Source organism: Kocuria sp. HSID16901 (assembly GCF_003989425.1).
GTDB lineage: Bacteria > Actinomycetota > Actinomycetes > Actinomycetales > Micrococcaceae > Rothia > Rothia massiliensis.
The window spans coordinates 286,838-307,324 of the sequence record NZ_RBLM01000002.1; the positions used below are offsets into that span (position 1 = coordinate 286,838).

Annotated in this window: 15 protein-coding genes; 14 read left to right on the forward strand and 1 reads right to left on the reverse strand. The window is 61.3% G+C overall.

The features are described from left to right. Positions 1–24 precede the first annotated feature (24 nt). The 8 genes from cysD (at position 25) to ndk (ending at position 10,955) form a co-directional block, all read left to right on the forward strand. The gene (cysD, locus tag D8M21_RS03530; protein ID WP_048678598.1) at positions 25–957 is read left to right on the forward strand and encodes a sulfate adenylyltransferase subunit CysD; all 933 of its coding nucleotides are present in this window, start codon (positions 25–27) and stop codon (positions 955–957) included. After that, on the forward strand, positions 957–2,330 hold the full coding sequence (locus D8M21_RS03535; RefSeq protein ID WP_048678182.1) for a sulfate adenylyltransferase subunit 1: 1,374 nt from the start codon (positions 957–959) through the stop codon (positions 2,328–2,330). Before cysD ends, D8M21_RS03535 begins: the two co-directional genes overlap by 1 nt. Next, a complete protein-coding gene (gene cobA, locus D8M21_RS03540; protein ID WP_053089912.1) occupies positions 2,323–3,645 on the forward strand; it encodes a uroporphyrinogen-III C-methyltransferase in 1,323 nt (440 codons plus the stop codon). Before D8M21_RS03535 ends, cobA begins: the two co-directional genes overlap by 8 nt. A 274-nt stretch (positions 3,646–3,919) precedes the next feature. Further along, the gene (gene ileS / locus D8M21_RS03545; RefSeq protein WP_082156593.1) at positions 3,920–7,243 is read left to right on the forward strand and encodes an isoleucine--tRNA ligase; all 3,324 of its coding nucleotides are present in this window, start codon (positions 3,920–3,922) and stop codon (positions 7,241–7,243) included. Positions 7,244–7,425: 182 nt separating this feature from the next. Continuing rightward, the gene (locus D8M21_RS03550; protein WP_202975602.1) at positions 7,426–8,787 is read left to right on the forward strand and encodes a bifunctional folylpolyglutamate synthase/dihydrofolate synthase; all 1,362 of its coding nucleotides are present in this window, start codon (positions 7,426–7,428) and stop codon (positions 8,785–8,787) included. A gap of 9 nt (positions 8,788–8,796) precedes the next feature. After that, a complete protein-coding gene (locus D8M21_RS03555) occupies positions 8,797–9,240 on the forward strand; it encodes a DUF4233 domain-containing protein (RefSeq protein WP_048678186.1) in 444 nt (147 codons plus the stop codon). Between the two features lie 24 nt (positions 9,241–9,264). Further along, positions 9,265–10,545 carry a hypothetical protein gene (locus D8M21_RS03560; protein ID WP_126855659.1) on the forward strand — a complete coding sequence of 427 codons (1,281 nt, stop codon included), beginning with the start codon at positions 9,265–9,267 and terminating at the stop codon, positions 10,543–10,545. Further along, positions 10,542–10,955 carry a nucleoside-diphosphate kinase gene (ndk, locus tag D8M21_RS03565; protein WP_048678189.1) on the forward strand — a complete coding sequence of 138 codons (414 nt, stop codon included), beginning with the start codon at positions 10,542–10,544 and terminating at the stop codon, positions 10,953–10,955. The genes D8M21_RS03560 and ndk overlap by 4 nt, the downstream gene beginning before the upstream one ends. A gap of 70 nt (positions 10,956–11,025) precedes the next feature. Here the strand turns inward: ndk and D8M21_RS03570 are convergent, their stop codons facing one another. After that, on the reverse strand, positions 11,026–11,670 hold the full coding sequence (locus tag D8M21_RS03570) for a vitamin K epoxide reductase family protein (protein WP_238651008.1): 645 nt from the start codon (positions 11,668–11,670) through the stop codon (positions 11,026–11,028). 464 nt (positions 11,671–12,134) lie between these two features. Between D8M21_RS03570 and D8M21_RS03575 the strand changes: the two genes are divergently transcribed. The 6 genes from D8M21_RS03575 (at position 12,135) to D8M21_RS03600 (ending at position 20,419) form a co-directional block, all read left to right on the forward strand. Further along, positions 12,135–15,161: an Rne/Rng family ribonuclease gene (locus D8M21_RS03575; protein ID WP_082156595.1), complete on the forward strand. Its 3,027-nt coding sequence runs from the start codon at positions 12,135–12,137 to the stop codon at positions 15,159–15,161. 306 nt (positions 15,162–15,467) lie between these two features. Next, complete coding sequence (gene rplU / locus D8M21_RS03580) at positions 15,468–15,779, forward strand: 50S ribosomal protein L21 (RefSeq protein WP_048678608.1); 312 nt, start codon at positions 15,468–15,470, stop codon at positions 15,777–15,779. Positions 15,780–15,830: 51 nt separating this feature from the next. Next, the gene (rpmA, locus tag D8M21_RS03585; RefSeq protein ID WP_030014389.1) at positions 15,831–16,088 is read left to right on the forward strand and encodes a 50S ribosomal protein L27; all 258 of its coding nucleotides are present in this window, start codon (positions 15,831–15,833) and stop codon (positions 16,086–16,088) included. A 134-nt stretch (positions 16,089–16,222) separates the two neighbouring features. After that, positions 16,223–17,821: a GTPase ObgE gene (gene obgE, locus D8M21_RS03590; protein WP_126855660.1), complete on the forward strand. Its 1,599-nt coding sequence runs from the start codon at positions 16,223–16,225 to the stop codon at positions 17,819–17,821. Then, entirely contained in the window at positions 17,818–19,023 is a 1,206-nt protein-coding gene (gene proB / locus D8M21_RS03595) for a glutamate 5-kinase (RefSeq protein WP_082156596.1), read from the forward strand. The genes obgE and proB overlap by 4 nt, the downstream gene beginning before the upstream one ends. 88 nt (positions 19,024–19,111) lie before the next feature. Beyond that, entirely contained in the window at positions 19,112–20,419 is a 1,308-nt protein-coding gene (locus D8M21_RS03600; protein WP_048678192.1) for a glutamate-5-semialdehyde dehydrogenase, read from the forward strand. Positions 20,420–20,487 lie beyond the last annotated feature (68 nt).

Here is a 20,487-nt window from a genome sequence, read left to right on the forward strand (position 1 = left end):
CAGCCACGACTGACGAAGGACACCATGACCACAACCCTCGACCCCACCCGGGCCCCAACCGATGTCGAATTAACCGACCTCGATCTCCTGGAGGCCGAAGCCATCCACATCATCCGCGAAGTCGTCGCCGAGTTCGAACGACCCGCCATGCTCTTTTCGGGCGGTAAAGATTCGGTCGTGATGACTCATCTGGCGGCCAAGGCGTTCTTCCCGGCGCGGATACCCTTTCCGCTGGTCCACATAGATACGGGACATAATTTCCCCGAAGTACTGGACTTCCGAGATCGCACCGCGCAGCGTCTTGGCACCCGCCTGGTCGTGACGTCGGTGCAGGATTACCTGGACCGAGGCGAACTCATGGAACGCCCCGACGGCACGCGAAACACCCTGCAAACCGTTCCTTTGTTGGACACCATCGCCAATAACGGCTTTGATGCGGTATTCGGCGGGGGACGTCGCGATGAAGACAAAGCTCGGGCCAAGGAACGAGTCTTGAGCCTTCGGGACGACTTCGGTCAATGGGACCCGCGATCGCAACGCCCTGAACTGTGGAACCTCTACAACGGACGTCACGCGCCCGGACAGCACGTTCGAGCGTTCCCGCTCTCCAACTGGACGGAACTCGACGTATGGCGCTACATCGAGCGAGAAGGCATCGACCTTCCTTCGCTGTACTTTGCCCACGTCAGGGACACCTTCGAACGTGACGGCATGATCCGGGCCGTGGGCGAGCATTCTCAACCAACCGGCGATGAGCCCGTCGCGTCTCGACTCGTGCGGTACCGAACCGTCGGCGACATGTCTTGCACCGGCGCGGTCCTGTCCGAGGCCAGATCCGCTCACGACGTCGTCAAGGAAGTCGCGGTGACGACCGTGACCGAACGGGGAGCCACCCGAGCGGATGACCGCATCTCAGAGGCCGCAATGGAAGACCGCAAGAAGGATGGCTATTTCTAATGAGCAGCACCGATACCCTCGCCGCGACGTCTGCGGATACCCGTACCCTCTTCCGGTTTGCCACGGCGGGCTCCGTCGACGACGGCAAGTCGACTCTCGTCGGGAGGCTCCTGTACGACGCCAAAGCCATTTTGGCGGACCAGCTCGACGCCGTGGCACGCACCTCGGCGGATCGTGGATTCGGGGATGACGAGAACGGGCTGGACCTCGCTCTCCTCACCGACGGACTCCGCGCGGAACGCGAACAAGGCATCACGATCGATGTGGCGTACCGATACTTCGCGACAGACGCGCGGAATTTTGTGCTCGCAGACTGCCCCGGACACGTGGAATACACCAAGAACACCGTGACCGGCGCCTCAACCGCCGACGCCGTCGTCCTGCTCGTCGACGCACGTCACGGGGTCCTAGAGCAGACTCGCCGCCATCTGGCCGTGGCGAGTCTCCTACGGGTTCCTCACGTCGTCGTCGCCGTCAACAAGATCGACCTGATCGACTACGACGAAGCGACCTTTACATCCATCGTTCAAGATCTGGAGGACATCGCCCGGGAACTGGGTGTCGAGGAACGACTCCGGGCCGTCCCCGTCTCGGCTCTTCGCGGTGACAACATCGTGACGACTTCCGATCGCACACCGTGGTACACGGGGCAGACTCTTCTGAGCCTCCTGGAAACCCTTCCGGGACAATCTCGACTCATGCGCGCGGCAGAACCCTTCCGTATGGCCGTGCAGTCCGTGATTCGACCGCAGGGTGGCGTGGCGCCAGGAATCGACGCCAGTGAATTCCGCGATTTTCGAGGCTATACCGGGCAGGTCACCTCGGGATCCGTCCGAGTGGGGGACGAGATTCGGGTCGCCGCCTCCGGTAGCACGGCCCGCGTCACCGCCATCTGGAACGGGGACACCCGGCTTGAAGTCGCGGTTCCGCCCCAATCCGTGACCCTCGAAATCGACGCAGACCTGGATATCGCTCGCGGCACACTCTTGTGTGCTTCGGACTCCGTGCCCGTCACACGCAACAGCTTCACTGCGAAACTGGCCTGGCTTTCAGACCGGAAGGTGACGGCAGGGACCCATGTACTGATCAAGCACGGAACCTTGACCGTCAAAGCTCTTGTGGCCACGATCGACGGACGATTGGACCTGGAAGGCCTGGACGACCGCCCAGCCGAATCTCTCGGACTCAACGACATCGGGACCGTGACCCTGCGAACGGCCGCGCCGCTTCCAATCGAGGACTACCAAGATCACCGACATACCGGCTCATTCCTAGTCATCGATCCGCACAGTGGAGACACCTGGGGAGCCGGAATTTCCCGGCTACAGTCCCCTGACAGCTCACCCGATGTGCCGGCGGGAACCCATGAATAGCCCACGCGACACCACGACCTATCCCGTCGGTCTGTCTCTCACAGGCCGCGAAGTGTTGGTTGTTGGGGGAGGGCCAGTAGCCTCCCGGCGCGTCAAGGGTCTCCTAGCAGAACGGGCCACGGTTCACGTGGTCGCCCCCGAGGCCGATGAATCGATCCGTCGTGCGGCCGAGCGCGGTGATCTCACCTGGTCCGCGCGAGGTGTTCGGGCTACGGATATCGATTCGGCCTGGCTCGTCTTCGCACATACGTCCTCCCCAGACACGCAGAATTTCGTGGCTGAGGAAGCGGAACGGCGGAAGAGATTCTGCGTCAAAGGTGGAGACACCGCGGGTAGCGCCCACGTCGGCGCCGTCGCACGGTGGAATGGCGTGACAGTAGGGGTCAACGCCAGTCGGGACCCACGACGAGCGGCAACGGCTGCGGCTCACATCCAAGGAGCCCTCGAAACCGGGAAGATTCCTACCCGAGCCGTTCGCACGAGCGCCCCACAGCCGGAAGCTCAGGCCCCCGGGACCGTGGCACTCGTGGGCGGCGGTCCGGGAGATACCGGGCTCCTCACAGTTCGCGGACGTTTCCTCTTGTCTGGCGCCGACGTCGTCGTCGCAGACCGGCTCGGCCCTCGACAGGTGCTCGCCCAGCTCCCGGAGACGACGCACATCATCGAGGTGGGCAAACAACCAGGACATCACCCGGTCACGCAGGATGAGATCAACCGGATTCTCGTCCGAGAAGCACAGAAAGGGCAGCGGGTCGTCCGGCTCAAAGGCGGCGACCCGTTCGTCTTCGGTCGCGGGGGAGAAGAAGTTGAATACTGTGCCGAACACGGCATTGCCACGGAGGTCGTGCCCGGAGTTACTTCAGCCGTTTCCGTACCCGCCGCCGCTGGAATACCCCTGACCCACCGTGGCATCGCGTCAGGCTTCAGCGTGCTCACGGGCCATCAGAACATCCATCACCTACCCTCAGGAAGCGACCACACCCTCGTCATCCTCATGGGAGTCGGCACCCTCGCCACACTCGTCCAAAGCCTCCTCTCCACGGGACGCCGCGCAGACACCCCGGTCGCCATCGTGGAAAGAGGCTGGACCGACCGCCAGCGCACCACGATCGGACAACTCGGAAATATCCACCATATTGCCGCGAAAGTCGGCGTCGAGTCACCCGCCGTCACGGTCATTGGCGACGTCGTGAAGCTCTCGCCCGCATATCCGGGCCACACCGGCGCAAACCCCGAGGTGGACGCTTCAGCTCGCACCCTCACAAGCAACATTTTTGCCTCGTCAGGGTTAGACAGGAAAGACCCATCTGCCTAGACTGAGAGACGGTGCGAAGACCCGGCGATCACCGGCGAGCAATCCGGAAGAACGGGCAGTACCTGTGTTCTCCCATCGATGCGTTGCGGCGCGGGAGACCACGGAATAGATACAGCCTCATTAGACCCGGACGGGTAGGCCCGAGACAGCCGTCATGAAGCGGCCGTTGCCGCTGAGACATTCTCGCGGTGGCCTCCATGGCCACCGCGAGGCGTCCCGGCGTCCACGGCAAGTGAGGTGGTACCGCGCCAACACGGCGTCCTGACACAAACGAATGTTCCTTATCGAGAACCAGGATGTCAGCGTGAGCACTCACTACCCCAAGGCGACCCACTCAACTTCTCAGCCCCTTCCCGCCTCGCCTTCCTTCCCAGAACTCGAGGAAAACGTCCTCAACTACTGGGAACACGATGGAACGTTCCAGGCCAGCATCGCCGAACGCGATCACGGTGAAGGCGCGACGGACGAATTCGTCTTCTACGACGGCCCCCCATTCGCCAACGGTCTCCCGCACTACGGCCACCTCCTGACCGGCTACGTCAAGGACCTCGTCGCGCGCTACCAAACCCAACGCGGAAATAAGGTCGACCGCCGCTTCGGATGGGACACCCACGGACTGCCTGCCGAGCTCGAAGCCATGAAACAGCTCGGCATGACCGACAAAAAACAGATCGAAGAAATGGGCATCGATCAATTCAACGACGCCTGCCGGTCCTCGGTCCTGCGGTATACCGACGAGTGGGAAAAATACGTCACCCGACAGGCCCGCTGGGTCGACTTCGAGAACGACTACAAGACCCTCAACGTCGAATACATGGAGTCGGTCATCTGGGTCTACAAGCAGCTCCACGACAAAGGCCTGACCTACCAGGGATTCCGCGTGCTTCCATACTGCTGGAAGGACGAAACCCCGCTCTCGAACCATGAGCTGCGGATGGACGACGACGTCTACAAAGACCGCCAAGACCCCACCGTCACCGTGGCATTCACCCTCAAAGACGGCTCAACCGACCTGAGCCACCAACTCGCCGGAGTCGCGGCCATCGGCTGGACCACCACGCCCTGGACCCTGCCGGCGAACCTTGCGCTCGCCGTCGGCCCGGAGATCGACTATGTGGTGTTGCCGGCAGGCCCGAAGGGTACGTCCGTCGAGGCACAGCGTTTCCTGTTGGCCGCCGAGCGCCTGGGTGACTACGCCGAAGATCTTGGATATGAGGACGCCGAATCCGCTCAGGCGGCCGTAGAGGCCCACCACCTCGGCCGGGATTTGGAGGGCTTGCGCTATGAGCCTCTCTTCGACACCTTCGTCGACAGCGAAGCCTACGACACCTCACGGGCCTGGCAGGTTCTCCTGGCAGACTACGTGACGACGACGGACGGTACCGGCGTGGTCCACCAGGCTCCCGCCTACGGTGAAGACGACCAGGCGACGTGCGACCAGTACGGCATCCCGGTCATCTTGACGGTCGATGAGGGAGCCAAAGTCCTGCCTCTATTCCGTGGCACGGAGCTGGAAGACATCGTGGGGCTCCAAGTCTTCGAAACGAACACCCCGATCATCCGTCACCTGCGTGCCAAGAACGTGCTGTTGCGCGAGAAATCCTACGTGCACTCCTACCCGCACTGCTGGCGGTGCCGTAACCCCTTGATCTACCGCGCGATCACCTCCTGGTACGTCGCGGTGAGCCAGTTCAAGGACCGCATGGTCGAGTTGAATGAGCACATCAACTGGATCCCTGAGAACGTCAAGCACGGCCAATTCGGCAAGTGGTTGGAAAATGCCAGGGACTGGTCGATCTCGCGTAATCGCTATTGGGGCTCTCCGATCCCGGTGTGGGTATCGGACGACCCGAACTATCCTCGGACGGATGTTTACGGTTCCTTGGCCGAGCTTGAAGCCGATTTTGGCCGCATGCCGCTGAATCACGAAGGCAAGCCGGACCTGCATCGACCGTTTATCGACGAGCTGACTCGCCCCAACCCGGACGATCCGACGGGGCAGTCCACGATGCGCCGCGTCCCGGATGTCTTGGACGTATGGTTTGACTCCGGGTCGATGCCTTACGGGCAAGTTCACTACCCGTTCGAGAACAAGGAGTGGTTCGAAAACCACTACCCGGCGGACTTCATCGTGGAGTACATCGGCCAGACGCGCGGATGGTTCTACACCTTGCACATCTTGTCGACGGCGTTGTTCGACCGGCCGGCCTTCACCAATGTGATCTCACACGGCATCGTGTTGGGCTCCGACGGTCAGAAGATGTCCAAGTCGTTGCGCAACTACCCGGATGTCTCCGAAGTGCTTGACCGGGACGGCTCCGACGCGATGCGGTGGTTCCTGATGTCGTCGCCGATCCTTCGCGGCGGCAACCTGATCGTGACCGAACGCGGAATCCGTGAAGGCGTACGCCAGGTCATGCTTCCGATGTGGAACGCCTATCACTTCCTGACGCTTTACTCGAACGCCGCTTTCGGTGGTCAGGGTTACGACGCACGCCCGCGGTATTCATGCGACCACGTGATGGATCGATTCATCCTCGCGAAGACCCGCCAGCTCGTGGAGCAGGTCACGGAGGATTTCGACGCTTACGACGTCTGGAGCGCCTGCGACCACCTGCGCATCTACACGGATGCCCTCACGAACTGGTACGTCCGACGCTCCCGTGAACGCTTCTTCGACGAGGACATCGCAGCATTTGATGTGCTGTACACCTGCTTGGAGACGATGTGCCGCGTCGCCGCTCCGTTGCTTCCCATGGAGACTGAGGTGATCTGGCGTGGCCTGACGGGCGGGCGATCTGTCCATCTCACGGATTGGCCCGACGCCGGTCTGTTCGCCGAAGAATCGGACCTCGTGGAGCACATGGAGACGACGCGGGCCATCTGTTCGGCGGGTTCGGCACTGCGCAAGGCCGAGAACCTCCGGGTGCGCCAACCCTTGGCGAAGTTGACGGTTGCCGTACCGCGCGGCAAAGAACTCGGCGAGACTTTCTCCGAAATCATCGCGTCCGAGCTCAACATCAAACACGTGGAGATTCTCGACTCCGAGGATGTCTCGCCGGAGAAGTACGGGATTTCCCGAAGCCTGAAGGTGAACGCTCGCGCCGCGGGCCCGCGCCTCGGCAAGCAGGTCCAAGCGGCCATTAAGGCGTCCAAGACCGGCGACTGGCAGGTCAACGACGACGGAACCGTCGTCGTGGGTGTCCAGGCAGACGGTCAAGGATTTGCCTTGCACGCCGGGGAATTCGAACTCGAGACGGTGGTTGCCGAGGGTGCGCATCAGGACCGAGCAGTCTCGGTCATTGATGGCGGATTCTTGGTGCTCGATACCGAGTTGACCGACGACCTCCTGAAGGAGGGCGCGGCGCGCGACATGGTTCGGGTGATCCAGCAGGCACGCAAGGACGCCGGACTTCAGGTGAGCGACCGCATCGTCACCGTCGTTCGGGACCGGGCCGAAAACCTTGAGGCCATCCGTGCCAACGAGGAACTCGTCGCGGGGGAGACGTTAACTACTCGCCTCGTCCTTGAGGAGGCCGCGGACCCGTCGGTGACCGTCGAGACCGTTGCGAGCAACGACCAAGAGAAGGATGCATGAGCAACCAACCATTTCGTGACGACGCCGACGGTGGGCGCGAACACGAGGAATTGCCCGAAGAGCTCAGCCCATTCGGGGCCGACGATACCGACGAACTCGCCGAAGAACGGGACCTCGACGACCTCGAGTTAGACGATGCCGTAGGCCTTCCCGTCCCATCCCGCGATGATTCGGGCGACGTGATGGATGACGTCTTTTCGGTCGAATCCATTTACGCCGAACTGCGTGGCAGGGCTCCCGAAACTCAGATGGCACCACGGTTGGATGCGATGCGTCTAGCCATGGACTTCCTGGGGGACCCGGCACATAGCGCACCAGTCATTCACGTCACCGGAACCAATGGCAAGACCTCGACGGCCCGTCTGATCGAGCGCTTGCTCCTGGCCCATGACCTACGGCCGGGCCGCTACACCTCCCCGCACCTGGAAAAGGTCAACGAGCGCATCTGTTTGGACGGTGAGCCGGTCGATGATCGAACGTTCGTCCGTGTGTGGGATGAAATTCGTCCGTACCTTCAGATGGTCGATGCACATCTGGCGGAACAGGGCGAAGTCCCGCTCACAGAATTCGAAGCCATGACGGCGTTGGCCTTCGCGATCTTCGCGGACGCCCCCGTCGACGTCATGGTGCTCGAAGTAGGCTTGGGAGGTGCCTGGGACGCGACCAACGTTGCGGATGCCCAGGTGTCCGTGGTCACCCCCATCGACCTGGACCATGTGCACATGCTTGGTGAAACGGTCGAAGAGATTGCTCAAGAGAAGTCCGGGATCATCAAACCCGAAGGTTTCCTCGTCTCGGCGGTGCAGAAGCCCAGCGTCGCAGAGATCCTGTTGGCGTCAGCCCGGGAAAACGACGCCGAGTTCCGCTTCGAGGGCGTCGAGTTTGGCGTCACGGAGCGGACACCGGGCGTGGGCGGACAGGTCGTGACCATTCAGGGTTTGGCCGGGCGATACGAGGATGTGGCGCTGCCGCTCCTCGGGGCTCACCAGGCGGAAAATGCTTCACTGGCCGTGGCAGCGGTCGAGGCCTTCCTCGGGGGTGGGGACAAAGAACTCGCCCTGGACGTGGTGCGTGTCGCGTTTGAGGAAGCCACGTCACCCGGGCGGTTGGAGGTCGTGCGCAACGTACCCGTCGTCGTGCTGGATGCTGCGCACAATCCCCACGGTATCGAGGCTTCGGCCCAAGCGGTGGGCGAGGCCTTTAACATCAAGCAGCTCAACATCGTTCTCGGCATCCTCTCGGATAAGGACGCCCGGTCCATGCTGGATATCTTGCGGCATCACTATGCCGAGTCCGAGGCATTCGAGACGCGGCTATATCTCACCCAGTCCACCTCTCCGCGGGCCATACCCGTGGAGGAGCTGGCCGAACTTGCCGTGGAGGCCGGGTTTGACGAGGACGCCCTCGAGGTCCACGAGCGTCTCGACAATGCAACGGTTGCGGCGATATCCGACGCAGCGGCCAGGGAAGAGCTCGACGCCGCGGTGTTGATTACGGGGTCGATCACCGTCGTCGGTGAAGCCCGAGTGTTACTGGGCGGCTAGGAGAACATGATGGCTCGACTTACCAAAGCGCAACGTGAATGGCGGCCCGGCCAGGTGAAAAAGCCCGGATCCGTCAAGGTCATGTTCGCCTCCACCGTGCTCCTCTTGGAAGCCTTTGTGGTCTTTTTCGGGACCTTGGCTTACTTCGGGTTGCAACATCTGCATTCGGGAGTAGGGGCGAAAACCGGAGTCATGGTGGGCGGCGTGATTCTGGCGGCCGCCTTCATTGCCAACTGTGCGTTCCTTCGTAAACCATGGGGTTACGCCGCGGGCTGGATTCTGCAGTTGCTTCTCGTAGCCACGGGATTCTTGCTGCCGGCGATGTTCGTGATCGGCCTGTGCTTCCTCGCAGCGTGGTGGTACTCCATGCTGACGGGAACAAAGATCGACCGCGAAAAGAAAGAGCGGTGGGACGCCGAACTCGAGTGGGAACGTACCCACGGTGGTGCTTAGTCTCTGGTGCGAGGCCGTGGCGTCATGACCACGTCATGCCATGGTTGGGTCGGTGAAGCTTCAGAGGCCCCCGACCCATCATGTATTGATCGCGAGTTGGAGTCTCGGGCGGTATTCGGCTCGTGGAGTCGTCGGAAACCGGGCGAGAAGCGCGATGTACAGGGCGCCGGCGAAATTCTCGAGATGCTCTCCGGAACACGCCGCACGCCGAGCGTTCTGATCACGGGTTCTAAGGGCAAAGGGGAAGCCGCGACGACGGCGGCCGCGCACCTTTCGAACGCGGGGTTGCGCGTGGGATTGGTCTCGTCGCCCGGCATCATTTCCAACCTGGATCGTTTCAGTATCGACGGAGCCGTCGTTGGTGCGGGAACTTACAACCGGTGGCTTCGTCGTCTGGCGGGCGCCGTAGAGTCCCAGCGGGAGCGCCTCCGGGGCTATTTGGCGCCGACCGGGCTGTTCACCGTCATGGGGCACGCCATGATGACCGCGGCAGGGGTCGACGTCGTTGTTCATGAGGCCGGTATGGGCGGTGCCCACGACGAGATTTCGTTGCTCGATCGTTGGTGCGTCGGGTTTACCAGCATTTTTGCGGAGCACCTGGATGTCTTTGGGCCCACCCTGGCGCACGTCGCTCAGGAAAAATTCGGCCTCATCCGGCCGAACGACGTCGTCTGGTCTGTACCGCAAAGCCAGGGGCCGCGGCGGGTGCTGCATGACCTGGCCGAGCGGAGGAACGCCCAGGTTCAGATCGTGGCGGCGGGGGACTTCCGGACTCAAAATCGAGCCTTGGGGGAGGCTCTCGCCGATACCGCTTGTCGGGCTGTGGGCGTGAGTCCGAGCACGGAGCCCGTGGTCGTCAGCCGACCTGGACGAGGCGAAATGCGCGTCGACGCATCCGGCGCGAGATACATCGTGGACGCGAGCATTGACTCTGAGGGGCTGCGCCGAACCTTTCTGAGCGCCCTAGAAGCGTGGGGCGCGGTAGACCAGATTTTGTGGTCCGTTCCGGCCACCAAGAACGTGGTGGGAATGGCCGACTGGCTGGACGCTCAGGCCATACCGCACTATTTCGTCCCATTGCCTGGCGGACACCTCGACTATCGGCTCCCTCAGAAGCTCCAGGAGCGGCTCCGCATCATTCCCCGTGATCGAGTCATGGACGCCGTCACCGATCGCACAGTGATCACCGGGACCATTTCATTCGGCTCCTCCATTTTGAGAGAGACGGGCGTCACCCTGGAACGGCTCTACGGCCCGGTTAGGATCGGTACGAGAGACTCAACCGACCAAGGAGTTTACGGATGACGGAACGTTCATTAGTCCTCATTAAGCCCGACGGCGTCGAACGCAACCTGGTGGGTGCCATCTTGGCCCGCATCGAAACCAAGGGTTATCGAATTGCCGAGCTACAGCGCCTCAGCGCGACGCGGAACATTTTGGAACAGCACTACGAAGAACACCAGGGCAAGCCGTTCTACGAGCCTCTCCTGGAGTTCATGATGTCTGGCCCGATCGTTGCCGCCGTCATCGAAGGCGACCGCGCGATTGAAGGGCTGCGGACCATGATGGGGCCCTCGGATCCCACGACGGCGCCCGCAGGCACGATTCGCGGAGATCTTGGCCGGGACTGGGGCGAAAAAGTGCAGAAAAACCTGGTGCACGGCTCGGATTCGCCGGAATCGGCGGAACGCGAAATCGGAATTTGGTTCGGCTGATCGGCCCGCCCCACAGAAAAACGCTCCGTTGCCATATGGCAACGGAGCGTTTTTCTGTGAGGCTCCTCGTTTAGAACATCGCGAGAATGTTGGCGAAGAACCGGATAAAAATAATTCCGAAGATGACCAACAAGATCATCACGGTCAGGAACCAATTCCACCGGGGGAGAGTCTCGGCGATTCGCGGGGATACGGGAATAATCCCCACGCGGATATTGTGCATGGTCACGCTCACCGAAAGTATGGTTTGAACGATCCACACGATCATGCAGTACAGGCACAGAGCGTCGATCTGGAACGTCGTCTGATACCACAGCCAGAAAGTGAAAATCGAACCCAGCACCACACCGATATTGACGCAGATCCAATACCATTTGGCGAACCGTGCACCGGCCAGCATGGCCGTACCGAGGGTCAGAATGACTGCATAGGCGACGATGCCAATGAACGGGTTGGGGAAACCAAAGAGTTCGGCTTGTGGGGTTCGCATGACCGTGCCGCAGTTGAGCAGGGCGTTGATGTCACAACTGGCTTTGTGACCAGCATCCAAAAAGACCTGAAGCCGTTCAAAAACGAGCGCCGCAGATGCGAAAAATCCGATGGCACCGGTAATGACGAGCAGCCAGCTGAAACGTCTTTCGGTGGACTCTCCAGCCCCAGAAAGGGGTCGATCCGAGTCGTTTCCGACCTCACGACCGATTCTCGAAGTGCTCACGCGATAGTCCTTGTGGGTTGGGGCGTGCGGTAGAAGACCGCGCTCGTACCCCATCATCCTAACCAAGGGCTCCTTCGAAATTTTACGGAAAGCTTCGCAAGTCCACTGGGAGCTCCCTGATAATTCGTAATCCGGCATGTGGACGTGTTGCTGTGCGATACTGGCAGAGGTGAGATCCGCGCCGCACGCGGTTCGAAGCCCAATGTGCAGCCGACAGGTGCCGTGTACCGCGTCCCGACCAGGGATGCGAAGACCACCTTGCACAAGACTTCTGCGAGACGCGAAGCTCGGCGCAACCATTGGCCCGAGTGGTGCCCATTGCCGGCATCTCTGTTACGTCGGCTCGACGTGCGCCACGGGGTACGCCATGACTTCCGGTCGCCGCGATGAATGCGGTGAGACCGAATAATCGAGAGAGATCGCGAGTGCGGCTCGGGATGCTCTCCTAGGAGTACCAACTAAACATGAGCACACATCACGAAGGCGCCGCCGAACTCGGTGGGGCCGAATCATCGGAATCTGAGAACGCCGTGTCGTCCGCGAATTTCGGACAGGACACCACGAAACCTTCCGAACAGTCGGAAGCTCAACAGCCAGAGACCACTCAAAATGCACCCGTAGAAGCGTCGGGAGCCTCCGCTGAACAGACGACCGACGAATCACAGGACGATCGCGACAACGACGACACCCAGGACGGGACTTTTCCCGCCATCTCGGCGACCTCGTTGCTTTTTCACGCCCCCGACCTTGACGAAATAAAGGCGGCGGCGAAGGCCAAAAAGGCGGCCGAGGAATCTGAAGAGGATGAGCCTGAGGACGATGCGGTTGATGACGGCGAGGTGGTCGCCCGACGTCGTCGCCGCCGACGTCGCGGTGGTGAGGACCTCGAATTAACCGGTGGTTCGGAGGATGACCCGCCCAACACGGTCACCAAGGTCCGCACGCCGCGTGTGACCGAAGGCGCCACCTCCAACAAGGTGACGTCGGTTAAGGGATCCACTCGTCTCGAGGCCAAGCGCCAGCGTCGTCGTGACTCTCGAGCATCGGGGCGCCGTCGCCACGTGATCACGGAAGCGGAGTTCCTTGCGCGGCGTGAATCTGTAGATCGCCAGATGATCGTGCGGCAAAAGGACGACCGGATTCAGATCGGTGTACTGGAAGACGGCGTCCTTTCGGAACACTTCGTGTCGAAGACGCAGCAGGACTCCCTGATCGGCAACGTGTATCTGGGCAAGGTCCAGAACGTGTTGCCGTCTATGGAGGCCGCCTTCGTCGACATCGGCCGCGGCCGGAACGCTGTGCTGTACGCGGGGGAAGTGAATTGGGACTCGAGCGGTCTCGACGGGGCCCCGAGGAAGATCGAAAACGCCTTGAAGTCCGGCGATTCTGTACTGGTCCAGGTGACCAAGGATCCCATCGGGCACAAGGGTGCTCGTCTGACATCTCAGATCTCGCTTCCCGGCCGATACCTGGTCTATGTACCCGGTGGGTCGATGACTGGCATCTCGCGCAAGCTTCCGGACACCGAGCGTGCACGCTTGAAGAAAATCCTCAAGGATAAATTGCCGGAAGGCGCTGGCGTCATCGTTCGCACCGCGGCTGAAGGCGCTGCAGAGGAAGAGCTCGCACACGACATCAATCGCCTGCGGGCGCAGTGGGAAGACATCGAGTCGAAGTCCACGTCGAAGAAGACGCTGTCCCCGGAGATGCTTTATCAGGAACCGGACCTCACCATTAAGACGGTTCGCGACGTTTTCAACGAAGACTTCTCCGCGATGGTCGTTCAGGGGGAGCAGGCCTGGGACAACATCGAAGCTTACGTGACCTATGTGGCTCCCGATTTGCTGGACCGCCTCAAAAAGTGGGACGGCGAGGGCGACCTCTTCGATCACTACCGTGTTGAGGAAGGCTTAGCGAAGGCCCTGGACCGCAAGGTATTCCTGCCGTCGGGTGGCTCGTTGGTCATTGATCGCACCGAGGCCATGACCGTGGTTGACGTCAATACCGGAAAATTCACCGGATCCGGTGGAAACCTCGAGGAGACCGTCACCAAGAACAACTTGGAGGCTGCCGAAGAGATCGTGCGGCAACTGCGTCTGCGCGACATCGGTGGAATCATCGTCATCGACTTCATCGACATGGTCCTGGAGCAGAACCGGGACCTCGTGTTGCGCCGACTCATCGAATGCCTCGGTCGGGATCGCACCAAACATCAGGTCGCTGAGGTGACATCACTCGGACTCGTGCAGATGACGCGTAAGCGCATGGGTACCGGCCTCCTCGATGTCTTTTCCGAGCCCTGCGAGCATTGCGGCGGTCGGGGTGTGATTGTGCATGACCAGCCGTTGAAGGGCCGTTCAGGTTCCGACGCCGTGGATCACAGCAACCGCAACGACCGCAAGCGGCACAAGGACCGCAACCGTTCGTCACGTCCGTCACATGAGACGCCCAAGCGCAATGACGCTCAAGCCGAGGCAACGCGCAACGCCGTGGCCAATATCGCGGCGGCATCCGCGCACCACGACGACGACACATCCGGGTCCGGCCAGCATGACGATGCTCAGACGGTCCGTCCGGAGAGCGGTGAATCGAAGTCGGCCAAGAAGCGGAAGCGCCGCAAACGGAATAAGGATCGCCAGGCCGAGGCAACGCGGAGTCAGGATTCGGCTTCGCAGAGTTCCCAACGAAACGCGGACTCCTCGGAGGATCAGGGCGGCGCCTTGACCGACGGCAACCCGGATATGGTCGTCACCATTCAGGGCGAGGTCGTCAACCTGCCGCAGTCCGAGAAGGGCGGCCAGCGGAAGTCAACGCGTCGTGATGACTCTCAGCTCAGCCTCGATTCGCTCAATGCGGCCTTCGACGGTAAATCGTCTGACGAGCGAAAATCGTCGGATGCAGACGCCGACCAGAGCACACCGGACACGGTGTCCACCACCGATCGTGCCCGACGTCGTGCGGAAGAGCGCCGAGAGGCTTCGAGGGCCCGTTCAGGTCGTCAAGGTGCCGAAGCGGCACGCAAGGCTGCCCTGGAAGCTCTGGAAGATATGCGCCCTGGACGTAACCGGCGCCAGAAGCCGTCGGAGGATACGACGAAGTCAGAGTCGCGTTCCAACCGTCGGGGCGATACCAACCGACGTCGCCCCAACCGTCAGGAGACGCCGGATCCCGCGAAGGCAACGGTGACCGGAGTCGCGGTGCCGGGTAGCGGTCAGGCCTCAGTCGAGGAGAAGGGTGCGTCCAATGAACCGACAGCATCCATCCCCACTTCGGCGACCGGTGCACCGGAAAAGCCGAAGAAGCGTCGCGTTCGTCGAGCCGCTTCGAGTGGTTCCGACGGTGAAATTCAGACGGGCATTTCCGGTGCGGCCTCGGGCGGTTCGGTTTCTTCAACCACCTACCGCGCTCCGGAATCTGAGAAGTCCGAGTCCCAGAACGTCACGATGTTGGGTGTGGGCGTCACGGCTGACGAAATTCAGCGCCCGGAATAAGCCGGTGCTAGTGTGATGCGTGTCGCGCCAAATTGGGCGCGACACGCATCACCGTCACTTGCCGCCCGACTTGCGGTGTCGTAGTCTTGTATGTCGGTGCTCATTAACATCTCATGAACGGACGTTAAGGTCCGAGCCGGTCAAACGGGCTGAGACGAGTCAATGAGCAAGAGAGTCCGGACGCCCGGTGGTTCACTCCGCAGGTAGCGATGCGACTGGTCCCATCCCATTCGGCGAGGACCTGTTGAATTAGGTGCTCTCCCAAAAAACTTTGTACAGATAACGTCGAGAGAAGTGAGTTCCCAAGTGGTGTACGCGATTGTCCGCGCTGGCGGCCGCCAAGAAAAGGTTTCCGTCGGAGACCTCGTGACCCTTGACCGCGTCGCCGGCGAGGCCGGCAGCACCATTGAGCTGCCCGTGCTGATGCTGGTTGACGGCGAGAAGGTCAACGCCGATGCGAAGTCCTTGGCTTCCGCTACGGTCACGGCAGAGAAGGTTGAGGACCTCCGCGGTCCGAAGATTGTCATTCAGAAGTTCAAGAACAAGACCGGTTACAAGAAGCGCCAGGGCTTCCGCGCTGATCTGACCAAGGTCAAGATCACCGGCATCAACGCCTAGTAACCCCCAGCACGGTTTTCCGTCAGAAATTTCATCCGAAGGTAGGCAGGTATGGCACATAAAAAAGGTGCAAGCTCAACCCGTAACGGCCGCGATTCGAACCCCCAGTACCTGGGTGTGAAGCGCTTTGGCGGCCAGGCCGTCAACGCCGGCGAAATCATCGTTCGCCAGCGTGGTACCCATTTCCACCCGGGCGAGAACGTCGGCCGCGGTGGAGACGACACCCTGTTCGCTCTGGCCGCTGGTCAGGTCGAATTTGGCCGTCGCCGCGGCCGCAAGGTCGTCAATATCTTGTCCGCAGCGGAGTAATTCGTTCGTCGTGACGTGCCGGTCGGTGTGACCGGCAGAGGAAAAGAGGGCATGCGCGTACGTCGCGTATGCCCTCTTTTCTGCTTAACCGATAGAATCGCGGAATACGCACCGCAAGATTTTGAGGAGTTTGTGTGGCCAACTTTGTGGACCGGGTCGTCTTGCACGCCAGCGGCGGATCCGGGGGAGACGGTTGTGTTTCCGTGCGCCGTGAAAAGTTCAAGTCCCTTGCCGGGCCGGACGGTGGTAACGGAGGCAACGGCGGTGACGTGATCCTCAGGGTAGACGGTCAGTCCACCACGCTCCTCGAATATCATCATCTGCCGCATCAAACCGCGCCCAAGGGCGATGTGGGTCGAGGCGGGCTGAGCCACGGACGGCACGGGGAGAACCTGATTCTCTCGGTGCCACAAGGCACCGTCGTCAAAAGCAAAGACGGTGAAGTCCTAGCCGACCTCGTTCGGGAAGGCGACGAATTCGTCGCGGCCCGGGGCGGAATTGGTGGCATGGGAAATGCTGCCCTGGCCTCGCCCAAACGGAAAGCGCCGGGATTCGCCTTGCTCGGCATCGACGGCGAGGCGCGCGACGTCGTGCTGGAACTCAAATCGATTGCCGACGTCGCCCTGGTGGGCTATCCCTCGGCGGGTAAGTCCTCATTGATTGCGGCCATGAGTGCCGCACGTCCCAAGATCGCGGATTATCCTTTCACCACCCTGGTGCCGAACCTCGGCGTCGTGGAAGCGGGCAACGTACGCTTCACGGTGGCAGACGTTCCCGGATTGATTGAAGGAGCATCTGAAGGCAAAGGCCTTGGTCACCGATTCTTGCGCCATGTCGAGCGGTGCGCCGCGATCGTTCACGTGATTGACTGCGCGACGCTGGAGCCGTATCGCGACCCGATCAGTGACTTCGAGACGATTAACGCCGAATTGTCTCGGTACGACGTCGATCCCACCGCCGGTACGTCCACTCCGCTTGTGGAGCGTCCACACATCGCCGTACTCAATAAGATTGATGTTCCCGAAGCTAGGGAACTCGCTGAATTTGTCCGTGGTGACCTCGAGGCCCGCGGTATGCGCGTCATCGAAATCTCCACGGCGTCGCACGAGGGTCTGAAGGAGCTTTCCTTCGCGATGGCGGAGCTCGTGGAGGCCGCTCGTGCTGAGGCCGTTGAGGTCGAAGAGGAAGCACCTGCTCCGGCGGTTATTCGTCCACGCGGATTCTCCAAGAAAAAGGTTCAAGAGTTCTCAATTCGTCATGAAGAACGGAACCTGGAGCCGCTCTTCCGCGTATTGGGTGAGAAGCCGGAGCGTTGGATCAAGCAAACCGACTTCGCAAATGACGAAGCTGTCGGGTTCTTGGCGGATCGTCTCGCTAAGCTCGGGGTCGAAGATGAATTGTTTAAGCAAGGTGCCAAGCCTGGCGACGCCGTCGCCATCGGACCTGACACGGATGCCGTGCTCTTCGATTGGGAACCGACGATGATGACCGGTGCGGAAAACCTCACGAGTCCCCGAGGAACAGACGCCCGGCTCGAGGAGCTGCTTCGTCCGACGCGTGCGGAGAAGCGTGAAGACTACCAGCAGCGCAAGGACGCGAGGGCCGCCGCACGTGCGGACCTTGAGGCCGAACGCCTTGCCGGTAAGTGGACGGAATCAGTGGACCAAGCGCGTGAGCGTAAGGCTCGTGGAACCGGCACCGAAGAAATTTCTGGAGGAAACGGGACAGAATGAGCAAGGCCAACTCGAAGCTGAAACAGACCGAGATCCAGCGCTCCGCGGAAAACCGGGGGAAGAACCGGGTCAGCCCCATCGCCAAGCGTTCGGATATTCCCAAAGCCAAGCGTGTGGTGGTCAAGGTTGGTTCGTCCTCGTTGACCTCCATTGCGAATTCCTTGGACGAACTCGCGGTCGCCACGGTGACCGATGTGTTGGCCAAGGCCCACGCTCGCAATGTTGAGGTGGTTTTCGTGTCGTCTGGCGCGATTGCGGCCGGTCTGGCGCCCCTCGGCTTGAGCCGTCGCCCCAAAGATCTCTCCACGCAGCAGGCCGCGGCCTCCGTGGGGCAGTCGCTCATCATGACCCGGTACACGGAGCTCTTCACCCGCTATAACGTCACCATCTCGCAGGTGCTCGTGACGGCCGAGGACCTCATGCACCGGAACCGCTACCACAACGTGCATCGTCAGCTGGAGCGCCTCCTCGACCTCAACGTACTCCCGATTGTTAACGAAAACGACGCCGTCGCGACTCACGAACTGAAATTCGGGGACAACGACCGCATCGCGGCGCTGGTCGCCCACACGATCAAGGCCGATGCCCTCCTGTTGCTCTCCGATGTGGATGCTTTGTACACCAAGCACCCAGCCGAGGGCGGCGAACGCATCGCCGAGGTTTCGGATCCCGAAAAGGATCTGGAAGGTGTCGAAATCGGAACCATCGGTCGTGCCGGTGTGGGATCCGGCGGCATGGTCACCAAGGTCGAGGCGGCCAAGATTGCGTCGGCATCGGGCATTCCCGCGCTCGTGACCTCCACGGCGAATGCGGCGGCGGCGCTGGCGGGTGAGGACGTCGGTACGTGGTTCAAGCCCACGGGAGGCCGTCGTTCGGTGCGTCTGGTGTGGCTGACTCAGCTCGCCAAAACCAAGGGCGCGTTGACCCTCGATGACGGCGCCGTGAAAGCGATCCGCCGCCGGACCTCTCTCTTGGCTGCGGGAGTCACCAAGGTCGAGGGTGTCTTCCGTCCAGGAGAGGCTATTGCGCTCAAGACGCCTGAGGGAAAGACTATTGCTCACGGGATCGCCGCTTATTCGAGCGACGAATGTAATCTGACCGCAGGAAAGCACACCGACGACGTCGTGGACGAACTCGGCGAGAATTTCGACGGCGTGCTGGTGCACGTGGATAATCTCGCGTTGTTGCGCCGGAAACCATAGGCTCGAGCCGGCGGTGGGGCGGTCAAACGTTTTTTACGTTCAGTGAAAGCGGATGATTCGCTGACCGCCTCCCGCTAGGGTTGACGTTATGAGCGAAAACGCACAGGAACACCAGTCCACCTTTTCGGTCCCTGAAGACGTTCAGACCGCGGTCAATGCGATGGCCGATGACGCGCGGAGGGCTTCCCGCGCTCTGGCCACCGCTGATCGGAGTCGTAAAGATCGAGCTCTGATCCGCATCGCCGAGGCCATTGACGCCTCCCGAGAGGTCATTCTGCGGTCGAATAGCGACGATGTGTCTCGGGGTCGAGAGAAGGGCCTCGCTGAGAACCTGTTGGACCGGCTCACGCTGAACGATGAGCGCATTGATGGACTCATCGAGGCCCTCCACAATCTTGCGTCCCAGGTTGACCCCATTGGGGAGATCTTGGATGGCCAGACCCTCCCCAATGGGTTGAGGGTTTCACGGGTCAGGGTTCCCCTCGGCGTCGTCGGTGCCATCTATGAAGCCCGCCCCAACGTGACCGTGGATATTGCGGGACTCGCCTTGAAGTCTGGTAACGCCGCGATGTTGCGAGGTGGCTCGGCTGCCCTCGAAACGAATAAGACGCTCGTCGGCGTGATCCGAGACGCACTCGACGCCGCGGGGCTGCCCATGGACGCCGTGCAGTCGGTTGACGAGTACGGCCGCGACGGTGCCAACGCTCTGATGCTGGCTCAAGGCAAGGTCGACGTCCTCATTCCTCGCGGAGGCGGCAACCTGATCCAGTCGGTGGTCCAGAACGCCCGCGTTCCGGTCATTGAAACGGGGGAGGGCAACGTTCACATCTACTTGGACGACACCGCCGATGCCGAAAATGCGGTCCCGCTCGTCGTGAACTCGAAGATTCACCGCCCCTCGGCCTGCAACTCCGCCGAAACTTTGTTGATCCAAAAGGGATCGCAGGCGGCCGGCGAGGTGCTCAAGGGATTGCTGGACGCTGATGTCCGCCTCCACGTGGACGATGCGTCTGCCGAGCTTGCGGGCGGGTTCTCAGATCGAGTGGTTGCGGCCACGGACGACGATTGGGATTCCGAAACGCTGGCACTCGAAATGTCGGTGAAGGTCGTCGATTCCATGGAAGACGCTCTCGAGCATATTCAGAAGTACTCGACCGGCCACACCGAACTCATCATCACTAACGATCTCCGTAAGGCCGATGAATTTGTGAATCGCGTTGATTCGGCGACCGTCATGGTAAATGCGTCCACGCGATTCACCGATGGCGGGGAATTGGGCCTCGGAGCTGAAGTCGGAATTTCCACGCAGAAGTTGCATGCTCGCGGACCGATGGGCTTGGCTCAACTCACCTCGTCGCAGTGGGTGGTCCGGGGGCAAGGCCACGTCAGGGGCTAAACTGGACGTGACCTCATCGCACCGGCATCACGGCGGACGCTGGAATCGGCCCGTCGGAAGGGAAAAAT